This window comes from Pseudomonas farris, assembly GCF_019145235.1.
Lineage (GTDB): Bacteria > Pseudomonadota > Gammaproteobacteria > Pseudomonadales > Pseudomonadaceae > Aquipseudomonas > Aquipseudomonas farris.
This window is the reverse complement of the sequence record NZ_JAHSTV010000009.1, coordinates 225,295-243,779: the sequence shown is the minus strand read 5'-3', so window position 1 is coordinate 243,779 and position 18,485 is coordinate 225,295. Positions and strand designations below refer to the sequence as shown.

Annotated in this window: 20 protein-coding genes; 13 read left to right on the top strand and 7 right to left on the bottom strand. The window is 58.9% G+C overall.

Going from position 1 to position 18,485, the window contains the following annotated elements:
- Window positions 1-140: 140 nt before the first annotated feature.
- The 6 genes from KVG95_RS20240 to KVG95_RS20215 form a co-directional block, all read right to left on the bottom strand.
- Entirely contained in the window at window positions 141-1,508 is a 1,368-nt protein-coding gene (locus tag KVG95_RS20240; protein WP_052965537.1) for a DUF1329 domain-containing protein, read from the bottom strand.
- 23 nt (window positions 1,509-1,531) lie between these two features.
- Window positions 1,532-3,325, bottom strand: a complete 1,794-nt coding sequence (locus tag KVG95_RS20235; protein ID WP_217857669.1) for a DUF1302 domain-containing protein — start codon at window positions 3,323-3,325, stop codon at window positions 1,532-1,534.
- A 573-nt stretch (window positions 3,326-3,898) separates the two neighbouring features.
- Window positions 3,899-4,810 (bottom strand): SDR family oxidoreductase, encoded by a 912-nt coding sequence (locus tag KVG95_RS20230; protein ID WP_217857668.1) that lies wholly within the window; start codon window positions 4,808-4,810, stop codon window positions 3,899-3,901.
- 110 nt (window positions 4,811-4,920) lie between these two features.
- A complete protein-coding gene (locus tag KVG95_RS20225) occupies window positions 4,921-5,823 on the bottom strand; it encodes an alpha/beta fold hydrolase (RefSeq protein WP_217857667.1) in 903 nt (300 codons plus the stop codon).
- Complete coding sequence (locus KVG95_RS20220) at window positions 5,824-6,606, bottom strand: class II aldolase/adducin family protein (RefSeq protein ID WP_217857666.1); 783 nt, start codon at window positions 6,604-6,606, stop codon at window positions 5,824-5,826.
- Window positions 6,607-6,791: 185 nt separating this feature from the next.
- Entirely contained in the window at window positions 6,792-7,247 is a 456-nt protein-coding gene (locus KVG95_RS20215) for a flavodoxin (RefSeq protein WP_217857665.1), read from the bottom strand.
- Window positions 7,248-7,350: 103 nt separating this feature from the next.
- Between KVG95_RS20215 and KVG95_RS20210 the strand changes: the two genes are divergently transcribed.
- On the top strand, window positions 7,351-7,827 hold the full coding sequence (locus KVG95_RS20210) for a PAS domain-containing protein (protein ID WP_217857720.1): 477 nt from the start codon (window positions 7,351-7,353) through the stop codon (window positions 7,825-7,827).
- A 54-nt stretch (window positions 7,828-7,881) separates the two neighbouring features.
- Entirely contained in the window at window positions 7,882-8,487 is a 606-nt protein-coding gene (locus tag KVG95_RS20205; RefSeq protein WP_052965544.1) for a hypothetical protein, read from the top strand.
- 3 nt (window positions 8,488-8,490) lie between these two features.
- Here the strand turns inward: KVG95_RS20205 and KVG95_RS20200 are convergent, their stop codons facing one another.
- The gene (locus KVG95_RS20200; RefSeq protein ID WP_496197650.1) at window positions 8,491-9,450 is read right to left on the bottom strand and encodes a MerR family transcriptional regulator; all 960 of its coding nucleotides are present in this window, start codon (window positions 9,448-9,450) and stop codon (window positions 8,491-8,493) included.
- Between the two features lie 210 nt (window positions 9,451-9,660).
- Here KVG95_RS20200 and KVG95_RS20195 point away from each other — a divergent pair, with 210 nt between their 5' ends.
- The 11 genes from KVG95_RS20195 to KVG95_RS20145 all read left to right on the top strand — a co-directional run bounded on the left by KVG95_RS20195 (window position 9,661) and on the right by KVG95_RS20145 (window position 18,375).
- Window positions 9,661-10,230, top strand: a complete 570-nt coding sequence (locus tag KVG95_RS20195) for an antibiotic biosynthesis monooxygenase (protein ID WP_052965545.1) — start codon at window positions 9,661-9,663, stop codon at window positions 10,228-10,230.
- Between the two features lie 71 nt (window positions 10,231-10,301).
- Window positions 10,302-11,012, top strand: a complete 711-nt coding sequence (gene folM / locus KVG95_RS20190; protein WP_217857663.1) for a dihydromonapterin reductase — start codon at window positions 10,302-10,304, stop codon at window positions 11,010-11,012.
- 22 nt (window positions 11,013-11,034) lie between these two features.
- Window positions 11,035-11,610 carry a GTP cyclohydrolase I FolE gene (folE, locus tag KVG95_RS20185; RefSeq protein WP_095055672.1) on the top strand — a complete coding sequence of 192 codons (576 nt, stop codon included), beginning with the start codon at window positions 11,035-11,037 and terminating at the stop codon, window positions 11,608-11,610.
- 2 nt (window positions 11,611-11,612) lie between these two features.
- A complete protein-coding gene (gene folX, locus KVG95_RS20180) occupies window positions 11,613-11,984 on the top strand; it encodes a dihydroneopterin triphosphate 2'-epimerase (RefSeq protein WP_007901645.1) in 372 nt (123 codons plus the stop codon).
- Window positions 11,985-12,052: 68 nt separating this feature from the next.
- Complete coding sequence (locus tag KVG95_RS20175; RefSeq protein WP_018927179.1) at window positions 12,053-12,349, top strand: DUF1244 domain-containing protein; 297 nt, start codon at window positions 12,053-12,055, stop codon at window positions 12,347-12,349.
- The gene (locus KVG95_RS20170) at window positions 12,342-12,680 is read left to right on the top strand and encodes a HopJ type III effector protein (RefSeq protein WP_217857662.1); all 339 of its coding nucleotides are present in this window, start codon (window positions 12,342-12,344) and stop codon (window positions 12,678-12,680) included. The genes KVG95_RS20175 and KVG95_RS20170 overlap by 8 nt, the downstream gene beginning before the upstream one ends.
- A gap of 226 nt (window positions 12,681-12,906) precedes the next feature.
- The gene (locus KVG95_RS20165; RefSeq protein ID WP_217857661.1) at window positions 12,907-14,157 is read left to right on the top strand and encodes a 2-aminoadipate transaminase; all 1,251 of its coding nucleotides are present in this window, start codon (window positions 12,907-12,909) and stop codon (window positions 14,155-14,157) included.
- Between the two features lie 132 nt (window positions 14,158-14,289).
- On the top strand, window positions 14,290-15,264 hold the full coding sequence (locus tag KVG95_RS20160; RefSeq protein ID WP_038978993.1) for an amino acid ABC transporter permease: 975 nt from the start codon (window positions 14,290-14,292) through the stop codon (window positions 15,262-15,264).
- A 69-nt stretch (window positions 15,265-15,333) separates the two neighbouring features.
- A complete protein-coding gene (locus KVG95_RS20155; RefSeq protein ID WP_123356100.1) occupies window positions 15,334-16,062 on the top strand; it encodes an amino acid ABC transporter ATP-binding protein in 729 nt (242 codons plus the stop codon).
- A gap of 44 nt (window positions 16,063-16,106) precedes the next feature.
- Window positions 16,107-16,940 (top strand): transporter substrate-binding domain-containing protein, encoded by an 834-nt coding sequence (locus KVG95_RS20150; protein WP_217857660.1) that lies wholly within the window; start codon window positions 16,107-16,109, stop codon window positions 16,938-16,940.
- A gap of 151 nt (window positions 16,941-17,091) precedes the next feature.
- Window positions 17,092-18,375, top strand: coding sequence for an NAD(P)/FAD-dependent oxidoreductase (locus KVG95_RS20145; RefSeq protein ID WP_217857659.1), 1,284 nt, complete (start codon window positions 17,092-17,094; stop codon window positions 18,373-18,375).
- Window positions 18,376-18,485: the final 110 nt, after the last annotated feature.

Genomic DNA, 18,485 nt, shown 5'->3' with positions numbered 1-18,485 from the left:
TGCGGCGTGCCTTTTTATAATTGTCCGGCCACCCTAGCCCTCTATAACCCGCTTGTTGAGAAGTATTCAGGACGCTGATCGGCGCCCATAAAAAAGGCGACCCGCAGGTCGCCTCTGGTGATGCCAATGTATCAAAACCGTTACCGAACACCTTCGGCGCGCAGAGCCGACGGGGTGTAGTCCGCAGACTTGGCGTTGAAGCCGAATTCGAAGCTGTGCTTCTCTTCGTTCTTCATTCCCAGGGCAATGTATCGGCCGGCAATGATGTCGTAGAGCGCCTCCAGGGTGTAGGCCGGAGTCTGGTGATCGTAGTAATACTGGGCGTGACCTTCGGCCACTCGCCACAGTTGGCCGCGACCGTCGTAGTGATCCGCCAACGCCACTTGCCAGCTGTCTTCGTCGAGGTACATGTGGCGCTTGGCGTAGATGTGCCGCTCGCTCGGTTTGACCGTGCCGACCACTTCCCAGACCCGGTGCAATTCGTAGCGGGTCAGGTCCTGGTTGATGTGCCCGGCTTTCACCACGTCGTCGTACTTGAGGCTCGGCGAGTCGAGTTTGTAGCTGTTGTAGGGAATGTACATTTCCTTTTTGCCGATCAGTTTCCAGTCGTAGCGATCCGGCGCACCGGAGAACATGTCGAAGTTATCCGACGTGCGCAGACCATCGGCGGCGGTGCCCGGCCCGTCGTAGGCCACTTGCGGTGCGCGTCGGACTCGACGTTGACCGGCATTGTAGATCCACGCCAGACGCGGCTCTTTCACCTGATCGAGGGTTTCATGCACCAGCAGCACGTTACCCGCCAAGCGCGCCGGCGCGGTCACCGATTGTTTGAAGAAGGTCAGTACGTTGGCGCCTTTTTCCGGGTCCAGATCCTTCATCAGTTGCGGAACGGCAATCTCTTCCTCGAAACGGATCGGCGTGTAGCTGCCGTTGGTCTGTGGGGTCACCTGGGTGATGATGCGTCGCAGGTTGCCGCCGTGATAACGGGTGATGTGGTTCCACAGGACCTCGACGCCGTTCTTCGGAATCGGGAATGCGTAATAGCGATTGCCGGTGAAATTGGCCAGGCCGTTACCGTCGTTGATGCTGTTCACATTCAGCGCGCTGCGTTTGGCCGACTCGTAGATTTCCGGCGGCAGGCCCACGGTGCGATGGGTCGGATAGACCGGGATCTTGTAGGTTTCCGGGTAGCGCTTGAACATCGCCACCTGGCCATCCGAGAGCTTGTCCTTGTACTTATCAACAGTCGCGGCGGTGATGGTGAACAACGGTTTTTCGCTGGCGAACGGGTCAGCCAGGAAGCCTTTGCTGTCGACCGCGCCAGCGTTTTTCGGGATGCCACCGGTCCAGGCCGGGATCGAGCCGTCGGCGTTGCCGGCTTTCTCGGCGCCCAGTGGCGTGAGTGTGGTGCCGAGCTTGTTGGCTTCTTCCGGCGAGACCGCCGCCATCACGTTGGCGGCCAACAGGCTCAGGGCCAGGGCGCCGCATTGCAGAATCATCTTGCGCATTAACATCATCCTTCTCAGCCAGATCAGAAGTTCACACCGAAGCTCAGCGCCAGGAAGTCACGGTCTTCCAGGACGTTGTAGTCACCGCCGAAGAAGTCGGTGTAACTGAGGCTCGCGGTATAGGTGTTGCGGTAATCGGCATCGACACCGACGCTGACCGCCTTGGCGCCTTCGTTGAACAGCCCGTTGGGACCGTAGCCGGCGACGTCATGGGACCAGGACAGGTTGGGTTTGAGGTTGATCCCGCCGATCACGTTGGCGTAGTCGAGAATCGCCCGGGCGCGGTAGCCCCAGGAAGTAGAGGTGACGAAGCCGTCGGTATCGCCACCGAAACCGTACTGGCCGTAGACCGAATCACGGCCGTAACGCAGCTTGCTCCGCGACTCCAGACCACCGACCCGCACCACCGCGGCTTCACCGACCAGGGTCAGGCGTTGGGCGCCCAATATCTGGTCGAAGAAGTGCGTCAGGGTGCTTTGGACCTGGGTCACTTCCTTGCGGCGATAACCAGTGTTGTCGGCACCCGGCCGGGTCGCGACAGGCGATGCGGCGCCGCCGGCGATCGGGTTAAGCAACGCCAGGGTCAGGTCGTTGGTGTTGACCTGCACCGGAGCGTTGGGCCGGTAGCTGATTTCGCCGGTCCAGGCAGTGCCGGTGGGCAACGTGGTGGAGAAGCTCGCACCGTACAGACGAATGTCTTCCGGGTATTCGAGGTAATACTGGCCGCGCCCGAGCATCACGCTTTGGGCCAGGCCCGAGCCGCTGCCCGGGGCCAGACGGTTGGCGGCGCTGATCATGCCCGGCAGCCTGGCCAGTGTCGACAGCCCGGCGGTGGTGGTGCCGACGGTCGGTGTGCGACTGTGGTAATTCATGAAGTAGAGGCCGTATTCGGTGTCGTCACCGAGCCAGCGCAAGGCTGTGCCCCACTGCCCCGAATCCCGGGCATCGCGGTCGCCGCCACGGGGCACGATCACGCCCTCACGGGTGACCTGGATAGGTTGGCCAAAGGCTGCCGCCAACGGCGCCAACGGCGCAATCGCCGGGCTGCCGACGGTGTAACCGTTGTTGCAGCCGTCTGCCGCCACGTCGACGCCAAAGAAGGTGCCGCAGTTGTCGAGAACGGTCTGATCCCACTCCAGTTGGTAGAAGCCTTCCACCGTGAGCTGATCGGTCAGGCCCTGGGAGGCGAACAACATGTTCACCGGAATCAGGCCTTCCTTGATCTCGGCGCCAGGACGACGGAACGCGGAAACGTCGACCGGGTTGATGCTGTTGATCGAGTTGCCGATGAAGGTGCTTTCACCCCAGCTGACCACCTGCTTGCCGGCGCGCACGGTGCCCGGCAGATCGGCAATCGAATAATTGTGATAGACGAATGCATCGAGGATCTGCGCGCCCGAAGACTTGGCACCCTCTTTGCGGCCGTTGTCACTGATCTGCTTGAACTCGCGGTCTTCATCCTTCAGCTCGAAGTCGTACCAGTACTTGCCACGAACGAACACGCCCGTGTCGCCGTACTTCAACTCGAGGTCGTGGATACCTTTGAAGATCTTGGAGAAGGTCTCGCCTTTCTTGAAGTTCAGGCGTCCGTCATCACCGGTCGAAGACTGGCCAGTGCCGCCGTTGACGGTGCCCACCAGTGACTTGTCGGCATCGCGCATGCCCCAGCTCGCGCCGACCGACAACGAGGAATCGAACTGCCCCTCGATTTCGCCGATGTTGAATGAAACAGCCTGCGCCTGAGCACAGCAGCCCAAGGCCACCGCAGCGGCCAGCGCTTGCGGTTTGAAGATGGCGCGCATTGTTGTTTTTGTCATGCGTCTTCCCCGGTGAGTGACAGAAGGCCTCACCCTACTGCCGCACGCCGGGAGCGATAAGCGCACCAAGGAGGTATTCACGCTGTACCTCCAAAGGATGAATGCCCGCATGGGACGCGGGTTTGCGCGGGGTATGGATGGGCTGGATGGAGGGTTATCAGCGCAACGCATGGGAGGCGGGTTGAATCGGGCATGTGGCAGATGCCGAAGGCTGCTACAGGGTTCAGCCAAAGACTGTTGCTCAGACTGCAACAGTGCATGTCTGGAATCGCTATTTTTCCTTTGCGCTCAAGCCCTTATTCTTGCCGGGCTTTCACGGCAAACGGCCTGAAAGCACGAAGCGACGGGGATTGATAGACCACCCCGTTGGCGACAGAATCCAGATGATTTGAAGCATATTTTTTCGACTCATCGCCCCGTGTTCACTGACGTTGATTTGTTGCTCCTTGATCCAACGTCTTACTTTGGCCGCTGCGTTTGCAGCGGCCTTTTTTATGGGCGAAAGGTTTTCAGGCAGTGAGTCATCGAGAGGAGATGGCAGAGCTCAGGCAAGCCCCGCCAGATGTGGCGCAATCAGATGGAATACCTCTGCAAGTTCTCCATCATTTCCTTCAACGCTTCAATATTGTCCTTCGGATGCGCTGCCCCCTCAAAATCACAAATCTGCTCCCAATGCGCCGCCACATCCTCCGGCGAAAACCCCACCCGCGGGTCAAACCCGGCGCCCAGGCTGCGCTCCCAGCGCACCTTGCCCATCCAGCCGCCACCCACTTCGAATAACCCCGACGTTTCCTGGCAATGCTCGCTGGCCAGGTACACCACCAGCGGGCTGACCAGTTCCGGTTTGAGTTGTTCGAACACTTGTGGCGGGATCAGGCCTTCGGTCATGCGGGTGCCGCCGGTGGGGGCGATGGCGTTGACCAGGATGTTGTGCTTGCGGCCTTCGATGGCCAGTGTGCGGGTCAGGCCGTAGAGGCCGAGTTTGGCCATGCCGTAGTTGGACTGACCAAAATTGCCGTAGATGCCCGAAGTCGACGCGGTGAAGATCACGCGACCGTAGTTTTGCTCACGCATGTGCGGCCAGGCAGCGCGGGTGACCTTGTAGGCGCCCTCGACGTGGACGCGGTAAACCAGGTCCCAGTCGCTGTCGTCCATTTTGTGAAAGGTCTTGTCCCGCAGAATACCGGCATTGTTCACCACAACATCGACACGACCGAATGTGTCGAGGGCATTCTGGACGATTTTGTCACCGTCGGTGACGGAGTCATGGTTCGCCTCGGCGGTACCGCCCGCTTCACGAATCTCCGCTACCACACGATCGGCAGCCGATGCATTGGCGCCTTCGCCTTGAGCCGAACCGCCGAGATCATTGACCAGCACTTTGGCGCCCTGCTTTGCGAACAGCAGCGCGTGCGCCCGCCCCAAGCCACCGCCCGCACCGGTGACGATCACCACTTTATCTTCGAAGCGCACAGACTCATTCATGGGGAACTCCAGCAGGCCAAGGGACAATGAGTGCGAGTGTCAGCCACGAGGCTGCCGGTCACAATAAACACGGGGGCGGCTGAATGGTGCGCGATAAGGCAGCGGGATAATCAGGAACACGCCACCTTGAGCGGCGTTAAAACCAGACGGTCGCGAAACTCCAGATAGTGCTTGAGCACCTGCGCCGGCGCTTCAATCTGCGGATAATGGCCAATCTCTGGCAGCAAGACCGTGTCCGGGTCGGGAATCAGTTGCCGATAGCGCGCCACCATATGTGCGCCGGACACCGGATCGACCTCGCCATCGATGACCCGTAGCGGCACCTCGCCGCGCTGCATGGCGCTGACCCAACGCTCACGCTGGACACGGCGCTGCGGGATGTAACTGATCAATTTGTGCATGATCCGTTGCCCGCGATTGTTGTCGACCAAGCTCCAGAAATCATCCAGTTCACTTTCGGTGGGCCGGGTCTGCGGACCGAACACCTGCTGGAAACTCTTCACCAGAGCGTCTCGGGTAAAGGCTCGCCCGATCATCCAGCCCAAGGGGCTGAGCAGGAGTTTTTGCATCAACACCGGGCGATGGGTTTCGGGAAACAGCCCGCCATTGAGAAACACGCAACTGGCAATATCAGCGCGCGTTTCATAGTGCCGGGCCAGCAGTTCCTGGGCCACGCTGTCGCCATAATCGTGTGCCAACACGTGAACGGGTTGTTCAACGTTCAAATGCGCCAGTAAGGCCTGTTGCAGATCGGCCTGTTCCAGCAGGCTGTAGCCGTGGTTCACCGGTTTGGCCGAATCGCCGAAGCCGAGCATGTCGCAGGCAATCACCCGATAGCGCTGCGCCAGCGGCTGCCACAGGTAATGCCAGTCCCAGCTGGCGGTCGGAAAGCCATGGATCAGCAACAGCGGCTCGCCCTGCCCAGCGGTCCAATAGCGCAGGGTCTGACCGCGGAATACGAACGTCTGGCCGCGTTTGCGCCAGACACACAGTGGAATCTCGGCGAGGGCCATTTAGAGTTTATAACCCGGGTCTTGTTTATCGAGTTTGCGCAGCAGCGCCGGCCAGGCCAGCGCGCCGCCCATCCCTTGAGCACTTTTGGTGACACCGGCGATCATCGCCTTGGCGCCCGCCAGAATCTGCGGTTCGATGGCGATCAGCTCAGCGCCACCGTTCTGCGCCAGCACTTGAATCTCGCAGGCGCGCTGAAAGGTAAACATCATCAGGAACGTGTCGGCGATGGTGCCGCCACAGGTCAGCAGACCGTGGTTGTGCAGCATCAGGAAATTGTTTTCTCCAAGGTCGGCTTGCAGTCGCGCCTTTTCTTCATGGTTCAGCGCAACACCTTCATAGGCGTGATAAGCCAGGCTGGAAAGGACGAACAAGGACTGCTGACTGATCGGCAAGATGCCCTGCGTCTGTGCCGATACCGCCACCCCCGCCGCGGTGTGGGTGTGCAGTACACACGCGACGTCATGACGGACTTCATGCACGGCGCTGTGGATGGTGTATCCCGCCGGGTTGATCTCGTAAGGGCTGTCCATCAACTTGTTGCCGGCCTGATCGACCTTGACCAGGCTCGACGCAGTCATTTCATGGAACATCAGCCCAAACGGATTGATCAGAAAGTCTTCAGTGCCCGGCACCTTGGCGGAAATATGCGTGAAAATGAGATCGTCCCAGCCGTGCAAGGCGACCAGGCGATAACAGGCGGCCAGATCGATGCGGGTCTGCCATTCGGCGGCACTGACTTTGTCTTTGATGCTGTGTGGCGATTGGACGGGGGCTACGCTCACGGCAAGGATTCTCTTTTTTATTTTTCTGGGTTTTTATTGTTTTTTGCTGCGTTACAGCAGTCTAGTCAGCCCCCGGACTTCGTGTAGTTGCATTGGCAGCCAGCTTGATGGCCGAGCGAGTCAGTGCGCGGGTGAGTCTGGATCCATGTCAAAGCATCGCCGCCAATAAAGGCGCGAGCGGCCGGTCAGCTCCGCAAAACGTTGACCAGTTCCGCCAGCCAAGGCTCGGCGTCGGTTTCCGGCGTCACGGTTTCGCTGGCGTCCAGGCGCAGCATCGGCAGGACTTCGTGCACGCCCAGTTCGCCAAACAATTCACGCATTTGCTCACCGCCGCCGCAGAACGTATCGCCATAACTGGAGTCGCCCAAACCGATCACCGCACCCGGCAAGCCACGCCAGGCGGCGGGCAATTGATCGCGGATGGCGAAATACAACGGCTGCAGATTGTCCGGCAACTCGCCCATGCCGGTGGTCGAGGTCACCGCCAGAAATGCTTCGGGGCCAAACGCCTGAACATCGGCGAGTGTCGCGCGCGGGTTGTGCCAGGTTTCAAAACCGGCGGCGTTCAAAATGCTTGCTGCGTGGCGGGCGACTTCTTCAGCCGTGCCGTACACCGAGCCGGAAAGGATGGCGACTTTCATCAATCTGATCCTGAATCTAAATAAAAGTAGGAGATATTAACAGCACCGCCCTCATTGATCTTTTAGAATGCAGCGTATCAATCAATACGCAAAGGACTCTGCGATGATCAACGCCTCTCTGCTGCAAATGGCGATCGACGCTTCCAACGACGGCATTGTGATTGCCGAAAAGGAAGGCGAGCAGGACAACATCCTGATTTACGTAAACCCGGCATTCGAACGCCTGACGGGTTATACCAGCGAAGAAATCCTCTATCAGGATTGCCGTTTTTTGCAGGCAGGAGACCGGGATCAGGCAGCCCTTGCCTTGATTCGGCAGGCGTTGGACAGCGGCGGCTCCTGCCGGGAAATCCTCAGGAATTACCGCAAGGACGGCACCCCGTTCTGGAACGAACTGTCGCTTTCCACGGTAAAAAACCCGCACGACGGACAGACCTATTTCGTCGGGGTACAGAAAGACGTCACGGTTCAGGTCAAGGCGCAGCAGCGAGTCGCGCAGCTGGAAGCGCAGTTGGCCGAGGCACAAGCGGAAATTGCCGCACTCAAAACGACGAACGGCTCAAACCAATCTGCGAATTAGTGGTCATTTACTACAATCACCGATGACTTTGTAATTATTTCTTTCGAGCAAATCATGCAGCGCGACGCACTCCTGACCCAGGATGAGCTGGATTTTATCCAGAACATGCAACACAACCCGCAACTCAATGTGCGGGATGCGACGTCGAGTCTGCTCGTCAACGGAGGTTCGCAGATTCGTGACTTGCTCACACGCTTGGCCGCTCATGAGCAAGTCACCATCCAGGCCAATTTCGAAAATCAGCAAATAACCTTCCCGCTGCACCTGGTGGAAGATGAGTTTCACGCAATGCATCTACGCCTCGGCGTCCCCAGTATCTATGAAGACGGGCCGATGATTCGGCCATGGCGCCTGGCGCTCGAAGAACCGGTGGCGCTGGAAAATGCCAAGGGGCAACCCGGCACGATGTGGGTGCACGAAATATCGTTCAAAGGGGTATTGCTGGAGGTTCGCAACAAGACCAAGGCGCCAAAACACTTCGCGTTGTGGTTCAGCCCGTCAGGTTATGAGCGGATTGCGTTGCGCGGCACCTTCGAGCGTGAAACCGAGCAGGGTTTCTACGCCTATGAGTTGAGCCAGAGCGACACGGACGAAACCGAACGTCTGCGTCAGTACATCCTTCAGCAACATCGTCTGACTCATCCTGCACTGCATATCTGAATCTCAGGTATCCAGGTTTCCCGCCAGGAACTGCTTCAGACGCTGGCGCATCACCCCTCCCTCGTTTCCCAGACAACCGATCGATGATCCGGCCAGTCTCTCCTGTGCCAGGTCCGATGCATCCCCGGCCAGCAACACCTGACAATCCAGGCTCATGGCCAAGCGTTTCAAACGTCGAGGCAATTCGCCGGCCGGCGCGTGACTGGAAACCAGCACCAGTGCCTTGGGCTTGATTTTCTCACAGATCAGGATCAGCTCGTCGAAGGGCTGACCGATCGCCAACAACTGAATAGTCGAATCGACACTGCTCAGATACAGCGCAGTGAGCAGCACTTCGAGTTCACGACATTGGTCGGCCAAGGCACAGACAATCACTCGTCGCGGTTGCATGACACGCACCAGCAGCAGCCGCTGCAACACTCGAGCTCGCAGAAAACCATCCAGGAAAAGCCACTCGCTGGTCTGACCGAACGCTTCATGGCGTTGTAGCAATAGCTTCCAGACCGGAATCAGAATCTCCTGAAACACCACGGTCAGTGGGTAACTGGAAAAAATCTGACCGTAGACTTGCTCCAGTTGAACTTCGTCAAAAGCACTCACCGCTGCCTTGACCCGCTGCTGCCATTGGCCGTAGTCGGCTTGAACGAGTTCGTTGGGAATGACCTGCGCCAGCACCTTGAGCGGTTCAGTCTTGGCCAGTATCTTGCCGACCTTGCTGACCGCGACACCGCGTTCTATCCAGCCGAGGATGCTGCGAACATGCTCGATATCGCTCATCGAATACAAACGGTGCCCGCTTTCGGTGCGCGTAGGTTGTATCAAACCATACCGCCGCTCCCATGCTCGTAGCGTGACGGGATTGACCCCGGTCAGGCGCGCGACCTCACGAATAGGAAACAGCTCTTCTCGCATCAGCGAGGTATTGGGGGGCAAGCCAGGTGCAATGTCGGTCAGCACAGCCATCTTGGGATTTACGTCCATGTACAAAATCTGGATACATTTAACGCTCCTACGCCGCTAGCATTCAAGGCGTTGATATCCGACGAGGTCACTAACGTTATCCGCAGAATCAGGAATAATCCTTGCTTGTTCCCGGATGCAGCCCACTACCCCGGCGTTGTGTCCAGCGAAGCTCCTATCCGGAGCGACGCGTTTGTAATACGGAGATACAAAATGTCTACCTCCCCCGTCACGCTGATGGTGGCGCGTCGCGTCGCCGATGGGCGTTATCAGGACCTGATGGCCTGGCTGCGCGAAGGCGAACAACTGGCCACCGACTTCCCCGGTTACCTCGGCTCTGGCGTGCTCGCTCCGCCGCCCGACGATGACGAATTCCAGATTATCTTCCGCTTCGCCGACGAGCAGACCATGCACGCCTGGGAGCATTCCGCGTCGCGCACTGCCTGGCTGGGACGTGGCAGTGATCTGTTTGCCCACCCTTCGGAGCATCGGGTCAGTGGCATCGATGGCTGGTTCGGTGCGGTCGGTCAACGCCCCCCACGCTGGAAACAGGCCGTGGCTATCTGGCTGGCGTTCTTTCCGGTGTCCCTGCTGTTCAACTTTGTCATCGGGCCGCTATTGGTTGAAACGAGTTTGCTGACCCGCGTGTTTGTCAGCACCCTGTGCCTGACGCCATTGATGGTGTATTTCTTCATTCCGCTGTCGACGCGTCTGCTGACCGGGTGGTTGCACACCCCATCTGCGCGTCCGTTGCCCGCCGAACACAACCCCCAAAATCAGTAACCCTTGCAGGACGTAGGTGAACAACTCCCGTCGCTGGTATAGTTTTGCTCTTACCGCGACGCGAGCCGTTCATGACCTCTACCGCAGCCCCAATCCTCATCACCGGTGCCGGCCAGCGTGTCGGCCTGCACTGTGCGCAGCGTTTGCTCGAAGACGGCCATCCGGTCATTTTCAGCTACCGCAGCGAACGCCCGGGGGTGCAAACCCTGCTTGATCTGGGGGCGACCGCGGTGTTTGCGGACTTTTCCAGCGAGGCCAGTATCCTTGCGTTCATCGGCGAACTGAAAAACCACACCGACAGTTTGCGGGCGATCGTCCATAACGCTTCTGAATGGCAGGTAGAAACCCCAGGCTCCGAAGCCGCGGCCTTCACCCGCATGTTCAACGTGCACATGCTGGCGCCTTACCTGATCAACCTGCACTGTGCCGATTTGCTCAAACGCTCGAGCCCCGCCGACATAGTGCACATCAGCGATGATGTGACCCGCAGGGGCAGCAGCAAGCACATCGGTTACTGCGCCAGCAAAGCCGGGCTCGACAGCCTGACCCTGTCCTTTGCCGCGAAATACGCGCCCGGCATCAAGGTCAACGGTATCGCGCCAGCCCTGCTACTGTTCAATCCCGACGACGACGCGGCGTACCGCGCCAGGGTTCTGGCCAAATCGGCACTGGGCATTGAGCCCGGCAGCGAAGTGATCTACCAGAGCCTGCGCTATTTGCTCGACAACCCTTATGTCACCGGCACGACCCTGACCGTCAACGGCGGACGGCACGTCAAATAAGCCGCTCCCGCGAGGATGTCCCATGACGTTATTCCTGCCTCAGAACACCCTGTCACAGAGCTATCGCGAGATCCTGATCGGCCTCGGTGAAAATCCCGACCGCGAAGGACTGCAAGACACCCCGGTTCGCGCCGCCAAGGCGATGCAATACCTGTGTCATGGTTACGAACAAAGTGTCGAAGAAATCGTCAACGGCGCGCTGTTTGCCTCAGACAACGATGAAATGATCATCGTCGACAACATCGAGCTGTACTCGCTCTGTGAACATCACATGCTGCCCTTCATCGGCAAGGCTCATGTGGCTTATATTCCAACGGGCAAGGTGCTGGGCCTGTCGAAGATTGCGCGGCTTGTGGATATGTTCGCCCGCCGACTGCAAATCCAGGAAAACCTCACCCGGCAAATCGCCGACGCAGTGCAGCAAGTGACCGACGCCGCCGGTGTCGCGGTGGTCATCGAAGCCCAGCACATGTGCATGATGATGCGCGGCGTCGAAAAACAGAATTCGACCATGAACACCTCGGTGATGCTCGGCGCCTTCCGCGAGTCGAGTAATACCCGCCAGGAGTTCCTGCAATTGATTGGACGGAGCAAGTAGCAATGCCACAACTTCAACCAGGAATGGCACGCATCCGGGTCAAGGACCTGTGTTTGCGAACTTTCATCGGCATCAACGAGGACGAGATCCTCAACAAGCAGGATGTGCTGATCAACCTGACCATTCTGTACGCCGCCCAGGATGCAGTGCGTGACAACGATATCGATCACGCGTTGAATTATCGCACCATCACCAAGGCGATCATCGCCCACGTGGAGGGCAATCGCTTTGCCTTGCTCGAGCGCCTGACTCAGGAATTGCTGGACCTGATCATGGTCAACGAGTCGGTACTGTACGCCGAAGTCGAAGTCGACAAGCCCCATGCCTTGCGCTTCGCCGAGTCGGTATCGATTACCCTGGCCGCGAGCCGTTGACCGCGTCTGGCGCATCGGTCGCCAGGCTTTTATCATCCGCGCCACGATTTGATTGCACAGAGCCCATCATGAACGATCAACAACGCCTGGAACTTGAAGCCGCCGCCTTTCGCCGGCTGGTTGCCCACCTGGACAGCCGCAAGGATGTGCAGAACATCGACCTGATGAACCTCTCGGGTTTCTGCCGCAACTGCCTGTCCAAGTGGTACAAGGCCGCTGCCGACGAACGCCAGATCGACGTCAGCCTCGACGAAGCCCGCGAAGTGGTTTACGGCATGCCGTACGCCGAGTGGAAAGCCCAATACCAGAAAGAAGCCAGCGCCGACCAGCAAGCGGCGTTCGCCAAAGGAAAACCCAATGAGTGATTTGAACACCCTGCGCGCCAGCCTCAAGAGCGGCGAACACGCTTTCGCCGATACCTTGGCGTTCATCGCCGCCGGTTACGACTATCAGCCCCAGGCTTTCAATAACGGCGGTGTGGAAAACGCCGCCGGGCAGAACGAAGGTTCGTGCAAGACCCTGGGTCTGGCATTGCTGGAAGGTCTGAGCGATGAGGAAGCGCTGTTGGCGTTTGGCGAGCATTACCGCTCGGTGGTGGCCACGCCTGAAGGCAGCGATCACGGCAATATCCGCGCGTTGATTGCCCATGGTCTGGCCGGTGTGAAGTTCACTCAGCCGCCGCTGACTCGCCGCTGACTAGCGAAGATCAAAATCAAAAGATCGCAGCCTGCGGCAGCTCCTACGTCGATCGCATTCTTCAGTAGGAGCTGGCGAAGCCTGCGATCTTTTGATCTTTGATATTTCAATCCCGAAACCACATCCCGACTTTTAATATTGACCCGGCAACTTTATTTCGTTTGCCGGGCACCGCTGCTCGCGGCTTAGATAAAAAGAAGCATCCCTTCTTCTGAGTCCGGTATCCATGAGCAGCGAAAACATCAGTCGGTCAATCAACATCGTTCACCCCGTCACGCTCAGCCACGGTAAAAACGCCGAGGTCTGGGACTCCGACGGCAAACGCTACATCGATTTTGTCGGTGGTATCGGCGTGCTGAACCTCGGCCATTGCCATCCACGCATCGTCGAGGCCATTCGCGAACAAGCCACCCGGCTGACTCACTACGCGTTCAACGCCGCACCGCATGTGCCTTACCTCGAACTGATGGATCGCCTGACAGCGTTTATCCCGGTGGATTACCCGGTCAGCGGCATGCTCACCAACAGCGGTGCGGAAGCGGCGGAAAACGCCCTGAAGATCGTCCGTGGCGCCACCGGGCGCACGGCAGTCATCGCCTTCGACGGCGCCTTCCACGGTCGCACACTCGCCACCCTGAACCTCAACGGCAAAGTCGCGCCGTACAAGCAGAAAGTCGGTGTGCTACCGGGGCCGGTGTTCCATCTGCCCTTCCCCAGCAAAGACAATGACGTGACCTGCGCCGAGGCCCTGAAGGCCATGGAGCGGCTGTTCAGCGTTGAGATCGACGTTGATGACGTGGCCTGTTTTATCGTCGAGCCGGTGCAGGGCGAAGCGGGCTTCCTGGCGATGGACGTGGAGTTCGCCCAGACGCTGCGACGTTTCTGTGATGACAAAGGCATCCTGCTGATCGCCGATGAAATCCAGTCCGGCTTCGGCCGTACCGGCCAGCGGTTTGCGTTCTCGCGATTGGGCATTGAACCGGACCTGATCCTGCTGGGCAAAAGCATTGCCGGCGGTGTACCGCTGGGGGCGGTTGTCGGGCGCAAGTCACTGCTCGATAACTTGCCCAAGGGCGGATTGGGCGGCACCTATTCGGGCAACCCCATCGCCTGCGCCGCCGCGTTGGCGACCCTGGACGAAATGACTGACGCGCATCTGCACGGCTGGGGTGCGCAACAGGAAGAAGCGATTGTCAGCCGCTACGAATCCTGGCGCGCCCGCGAACTGTCACCGTATCTGGGCCGCTTGACCGGCGTAGGTGCCATGCGCGGCATCGAGCTGATCAATGCCGACGGCACACCGGCCTCGGCGCAACTGACACAGCTGCTGGCACTGGCGCGCGACTCGGGCTTGCTGCTGATGCCCAGCGGCAAGTCGCGCCACATCATTCGGCTGCTGGCGCCATTGACCACGGAGACCGCCGTGCTGGAGGAAGGGCTGGATATCCTTGAGGCATGCCTGGCAAAGCTTTCCTGAACAGCAAACTGCGATCCGGGACTGACGTAGCGAATTATGTTCGCTTGCAGTCCCCGATTTTGCGCCGCAATACTGACCAAAGACCCCTTTTACCAAGCGAGATCACCACCACCTACAAGCCCTGAGGCAGTCATGTATCACGACAATATAATTTATAAGAAAAAGTCCAATGATCCTCAATTCCTGCTTGGCGTAGCCGTAGTCCTGTTCCTCGGTTCCTACCTGATGAACCTGGGTAACAGCGCCCTCAGTCATTTCCTGCATCCGCTGTTGGGCAACGCCCCGGACGGCCTGACCGCTCGCAACATCGCCATTGGCTTGGCGATTGCCGCGCTGGGTACGCTGAACTTCCACGTCCTCGGGCGCTTGAAGTTCAAGGTGCAGACCACCGTGGTCTGGATCGAATTGCTGATCCTGTTCCTGGCATTCTTCGACACCTTCGACCTTTCCTACAGCTTCATTCTCGACAAGATCGGTTTCCTGATCATCCAGGGCGCTGCCACCACGCTGTACATCTCCGCCATCGCGATTGTGATTGCCTTCGTGCTGGCGTTGATCGGTGCCGTGGCCAAGCTGTCGAACAACGGCCTGGCCAATGCCATCGCCTCGTTCTACACCTCGTTCTTCCGCGGTGTTCCGCTGCTGATCCAGATCTACCTGATTTACCTTGGGCTGCCGCAGCTGGGCTATGTGGTCGATGCGGTACCGGCCGGCATCCTGGCGTTGTCGCTGTGCTACGGCGCCTACATGACGGAGATTTTCCGTGCGGGCATCCAGAGTATTCCGGTGGGTCAGTGGGAAGCTTCACGGGCGCTGGGCATCAACCCGTTCAAAACCCTGAGCCGGGTGATCATGCCGCAAGCCTTGCGGGTGATTATCCCGCCCACCGGCAACCAGTTCATCGCCATGCTCAAGGACAGTTCGCTGGTGTCGGTGATCGGCGTCTGGGAACTGATGTACCTGGCCAAGACTCAGGGGCGCGCGGATTTCCGCCACCTGGAAATGCTGATCACCGCCGCGATGATCTACTGGGCCCTGTCGTTCATCCTCGAACGGGTGCAGGCGCGAATCGAAAAACGGGTCAACCGATCCATTGCAAGGGGTTGATGCGTGATGACTCGAACCAATACCGCTGAGCAACTCGACCGGGCACCTGCTGTGAAGACCAGCCCCTCAATGATTTCCATCACCGGCCTGAACAAGTGGTATGGCAATTTTCACGCGTTGCGCGATGTCGACCTGAACGTCGCCACGGGTGAAATTCTGGTGGTATGCGGGCCGTCGGGCTCGGGCAAGTCGACGATGATTCGCTGCATCAACCATCTGGAGAATTTTCAGAAAGGCCACATTCAAGTCAACGGCATCACCCTCACCAGTGAGGCAGACAGTGTCAGCGCCGTACGCCGGGAGATCGGCATGGTGTTCCAGAGCTTCAACCTGTTCCCGCATTTGAGCGTGATGGACAACCTGACCCTGGCCCCGCAACTGGTGCAAGGTGTGTCGTCCGCCGAGGCGAAAAAGCGCGCTCAGGTTTATCTGGAGCGAGTGCGAATTGCCGAGCATGCACACAAGTACCCGTCGCAACTGTCCGGCGGTCAGCAGCAGCGAGTGGCGATTGCACGAGCGCTGTGCATGAACCCCAAAGTCATGCTGTTCGACGAGCCGACCTCGGCCCTGGACCCGGAAATGGTCCACGAAGTGCTGGACGTGATGGGCGAGTTGGCCACCGACGGCATGACCATGATTTGCGTGACCCATGAAATGGGTTTTGCCAGCAAGGTCGCCGATCGCGTGCTGTTCATGGACCAGGGCCAGGTCATCGAACAAGCCACCCCTGCCGAATTTTTCAACAACCCGCAGACCGAACGCGCGCAGCAATTCCTGTCGCAAATCATCGGTCACTGAGAACTGCTTACCCCGCATAACAATAACGAGAAGTGGAGATGAACATGCTCAGTAAAAAACACGTACTAACCCTCGCCGCCACCCTGTCTCTGTTGTTTGTCGGCGCCGCCAACGCCGGAGCCGTACTGGACAAAATCCAAAGCAGCAAAACCATGACCGTCGCCACTTCTGCGACCTGGCCACCCCAGGGTTTTATCAACGACAAGAATGAAATCGACGGGTTCGACATCGACGTTTCCAAGGAGATCGCCAAGCGTCTCGGCGTCGCGGTCAAGTTCATCACCCCCGACTGGGACGTGATCACCGCCGGCAAGTGGAACGGGCGCTGGGACATGTCCGTGGGCTCGATGACCGCCACCAAAAGTCGCGCACGGATCCTCGACTTTCCGGCGACCTATTACTACGTGCCCTACGTGTTTGCGGTTCACAACAAATCCACACTCACCGACCACAAAGCTCTCAATGGCAAGACGATCGGGGTCGAAGGCGGCACCACTTCCGAGGATTACCTGAACCAGGCGCTGGCCATCGAAGCGACGGACATGCCGCCCGTCGCGTACGACGTACAGACCAAGAAAATGAAGACCTATGCCGGTTCCCTCGGACCGCTGGATGACCTGCGCCTGGGCGATGGCGTTCGTCTCGACGGCATCCTCACTCAGCGCAGCACGCTAGAAGCTGCCATCAAGAAAAATTACCCGCTACGGGCCATCGATAACGGCGTGGTGTTCTACGAACCACTGGCCGTCGCCACCGACAAGGGAGACCCGGAGTTGAAAGCCAAACTCAGTGAAATCATCGGTGCGATGCACAAGGACGGCACGCTGACCAAACTGTCGACCAAGTGGTACGGCGTGGACTACTCGACGGTTAAGTAACCACCGCCGTCCTGTGGGAGCGGGCTTGCTCGCGAAAGCGTAGTGACAGTCGACCCTTAATGTTGAATGTTAAGCCGCTTTCGCGAGCAAGCCCGCTCCCACAATGTCCAGGCGTTCGCTTCATTGACCGGTAACTAGTCAAGGATTCAGCATGGCCTTCCCCACCACCTGGTACTCCCAAACCTCGTTGCCCCGCGCGGCCAGGTCCGAACTGAATACCCACGACACCTGCGACGTCTGCATCATCGGCGCCGGGATCGCGGGCCTTACCGCCGCCCTGGAACTGACCCGGCGCGGGAAACACGTGGTCATCCTCGAAGCCCATCAAGTCGCTTGGGGCGCGTCTGGCCGCAATGGCGGCGTGGTCTCGCCAGGTTGGGCTGAAGGGTCGGGAGCGATCCGCAAAAAACTCGGACTGGAACAGGCCAAGGCGCTGTTTCAAATGTCCGTCGAAGGCGTGGAAATAGTGCGCCACAACATCGCCGAACTGGCTCTGACCGGCTGCGATCCGTCCGCCGGCACGATTCGGGTCAAGCGTTACGACGACAGCGCTGGCGTGAAAAACCACATCGACACCATGCGTCGTGACTTCGGCTATGAACTCAACTACCTCGACACCACCCAGGTTCGCGAACGGGCCCACACCCTGCGCTATTTCCAGGGCATCGAGGACCCGAACGCCTTGCACTTTCATCCGCTGAATTATTGCCTGGGCCTGGCCCTCGCCATCGAAGCGGCTGGAGGGCAGATTTTCGAACACTCAAAAATGCTGGCCTGGCATCGCGAGGGCACCGATAAAATTGTCCAGACTGCTCACGGCTCCGTGCGTTGCCAGGACCTGGTGTTCTGCGCCGGCGGTTACGGCGGCCCGGAATTGCAGAAACTCAGCCGCGCCTACCTGCCCATCGCCACCTACGTGGTACTGACCGAACACCTGGGCGACTCGATCAAAAACGTCCTCGACTCCGGCGCCGCCTTCTCCGACGACCGCCGCGCCTCGGACTATTACCGCGTGGTCGAAGGCGACCGCCTGCTCTGGGGCGGACGCATCACCACCCGCAACGAACAGAACGAAAAAGCCTTGGCGGACATGCTCAAGGCGGACATGGTCTCGGTGTATCCACAACTGGCGCCGGTAAAAATCGAATTGGCCTGGTCGGGCCTGATGGGCTATTCCACCAACAAAATGCCTAACCTGGGGCTGTTGGAACCGGGCGTCTGGGCCTGTACCTCGTTTGGCGGCCATGGCCTGAATACCGGCTCGATTGGCGGCAGGGTCATCGCCGAAGCCGTGTGCGGGGAAAGTGCGCGGTATCAGTTGTTCAAGCCGTACCTGCTGGATTGGAATGGTGGACCGTTCGGGCGGGTTGCGGCCAATGCGATTTATCAGTCGTTGAAGGTCATGGACTTTGTTCAGGAACGGTTTCGCAGTTGATCGCAATCGACTTCGGCCAACGCATAACCTGTGGGAGCGAGCCTGCTCGCGATAGCGATTTATTCAACATTGATATCGACTGACCCACTGCTATCGTGAGCAGGCTCGCT

What these genes read in the sequence shown, in the direction of transcription:
- KVG95_RS20240 (WP_052965537.1), bottom strand. Translation starts at nt 1,508, where the DNA reads ATGCGCAAGATGATTCTGCAATGCGGCGCCCTGGCCCTGAGCCTGTTG.
- KVG95_RS20235 (WP_217857669.1), bottom strand. Translation starts at nt 3,325, where the DNA reads ATGACAAAAACAACAATGCGCGCCATCTTCAAACCGCAAGCGCTGGCC.
- KVG95_RS20230 (WP_217857668.1), bottom strand. Translation starts at nt 4,810, where the DNA reads ATGAATGAGTCTGTGCGCTTCGAAGATAAAGTGGTGATCGTCACCGGT.
- KVG95_RS20225 (WP_217857667.1), bottom strand. Translation starts at nt 5,823, where the DNA reads ATGGCCCTCGCCGAGATTCCACTGTGTGTCTGGCGCAAACGCGGCCAG.
- KVG95_RS20215 (WP_217857665.1), bottom strand. Translation starts at nt 7,247, where the DNA reads ATGAAAGTCGCCATCCTTTCCGGCTCGGTGTACGGCACGGCTGAAGAA.
- KVG95_RS20210 (WP_217857720.1), top strand. Translation starts at nt 7,351, where the DNA reads ATGATCAACGCCTCTCTGCTGCAAATGGCGATCGACGCTTCCAACGAC.
- KVG95_RS20205 (WP_052965544.1), top strand. Translation starts at nt 7,882, where the DNA reads ATGCAGCGCGACGCACTCCTGACCCAGGATGAGCTGGATTTTATCCAG.
- KVG95_RS20200 (WP_496197650.1), bottom strand. Translation starts at nt 9,450, where the DNA reads ATGGCTGTGCTGACCGACATTGCACCTGGCTTGCCCCCCAATACCTCG.
- KVG95_RS20195 (WP_052965545.1), top strand. Translation starts at nt 9,661, where the DNA reads ATGTCTACCTCCCCCGTCACGCTGATGGTGGCGCGTCGCGTCGCCGAT.
- folM (WP_217857663.1), top strand. Translation starts at nt 10,302, where the DNA reads ATGACCTCTACCGCAGCCCCAATCCTCATCACCGGTGCCGGCCAGCGT.
- folE (WP_095055672.1), top strand. Translation starts at nt 11,035, where the DNA reads ATGACGTTATTCCTGCCTCAGAACACCCTGTCACAGAGCTATCGCGAG.
- folX (WP_007901645.1), top strand. Translation starts at nt 11,613, where the DNA reads ATGCCACAACTTCAACCAGGAATGGCACGCATCCGGGTCAAGGACCTG.
- KVG95_RS20175 (WP_018927179.1), top strand. Translation starts at nt 12,053, where the DNA reads ATGAACGATCAACAACGCCTGGAACTTGAAGCCGCCGCCTTTCGCCGG.
- KVG95_RS20170 (WP_217857662.1), top strand. Translation starts at nt 12,342, where the DNA reads ATGAGTGATTTGAACACCCTGCGCGCCAGCCTCAAGAGCGGCGAACAC.
- KVG95_RS20165 (WP_217857661.1), top strand. Translation starts at nt 12,907, where the DNA reads ATGAGCAGCGAAAACATCAGTCGGTCAATCAACATCGTTCACCCCGTC.
- KVG95_RS20160 (WP_038978993.1), top strand. Translation starts at nt 14,290, where the DNA reads ATGTATCACGACAATATAATTTATAAGAAAAAGTCCAATGATCCTCAA.
- KVG95_RS20155 (WP_123356100.1), top strand. Translation starts at nt 15,334, where the DNA reads ATGATTTCCATCACCGGCCTGAACAAGTGGTATGGCAATTTTCACGCG.
- KVG95_RS20150 (WP_217857660.1), top strand. Translation starts at nt 16,107, where the DNA reads ATGCTCAGTAAAAAACACGTACTAACCCTCGCCGCCACCCTGTCTCTG.
- KVG95_RS20145 (WP_217857659.1), top strand. Translation starts at nt 17,092, where the DNA reads ATGGCCTTCCCCACCACCTGGTACTCCCAAACCTCGTTGCCCCGCGCG.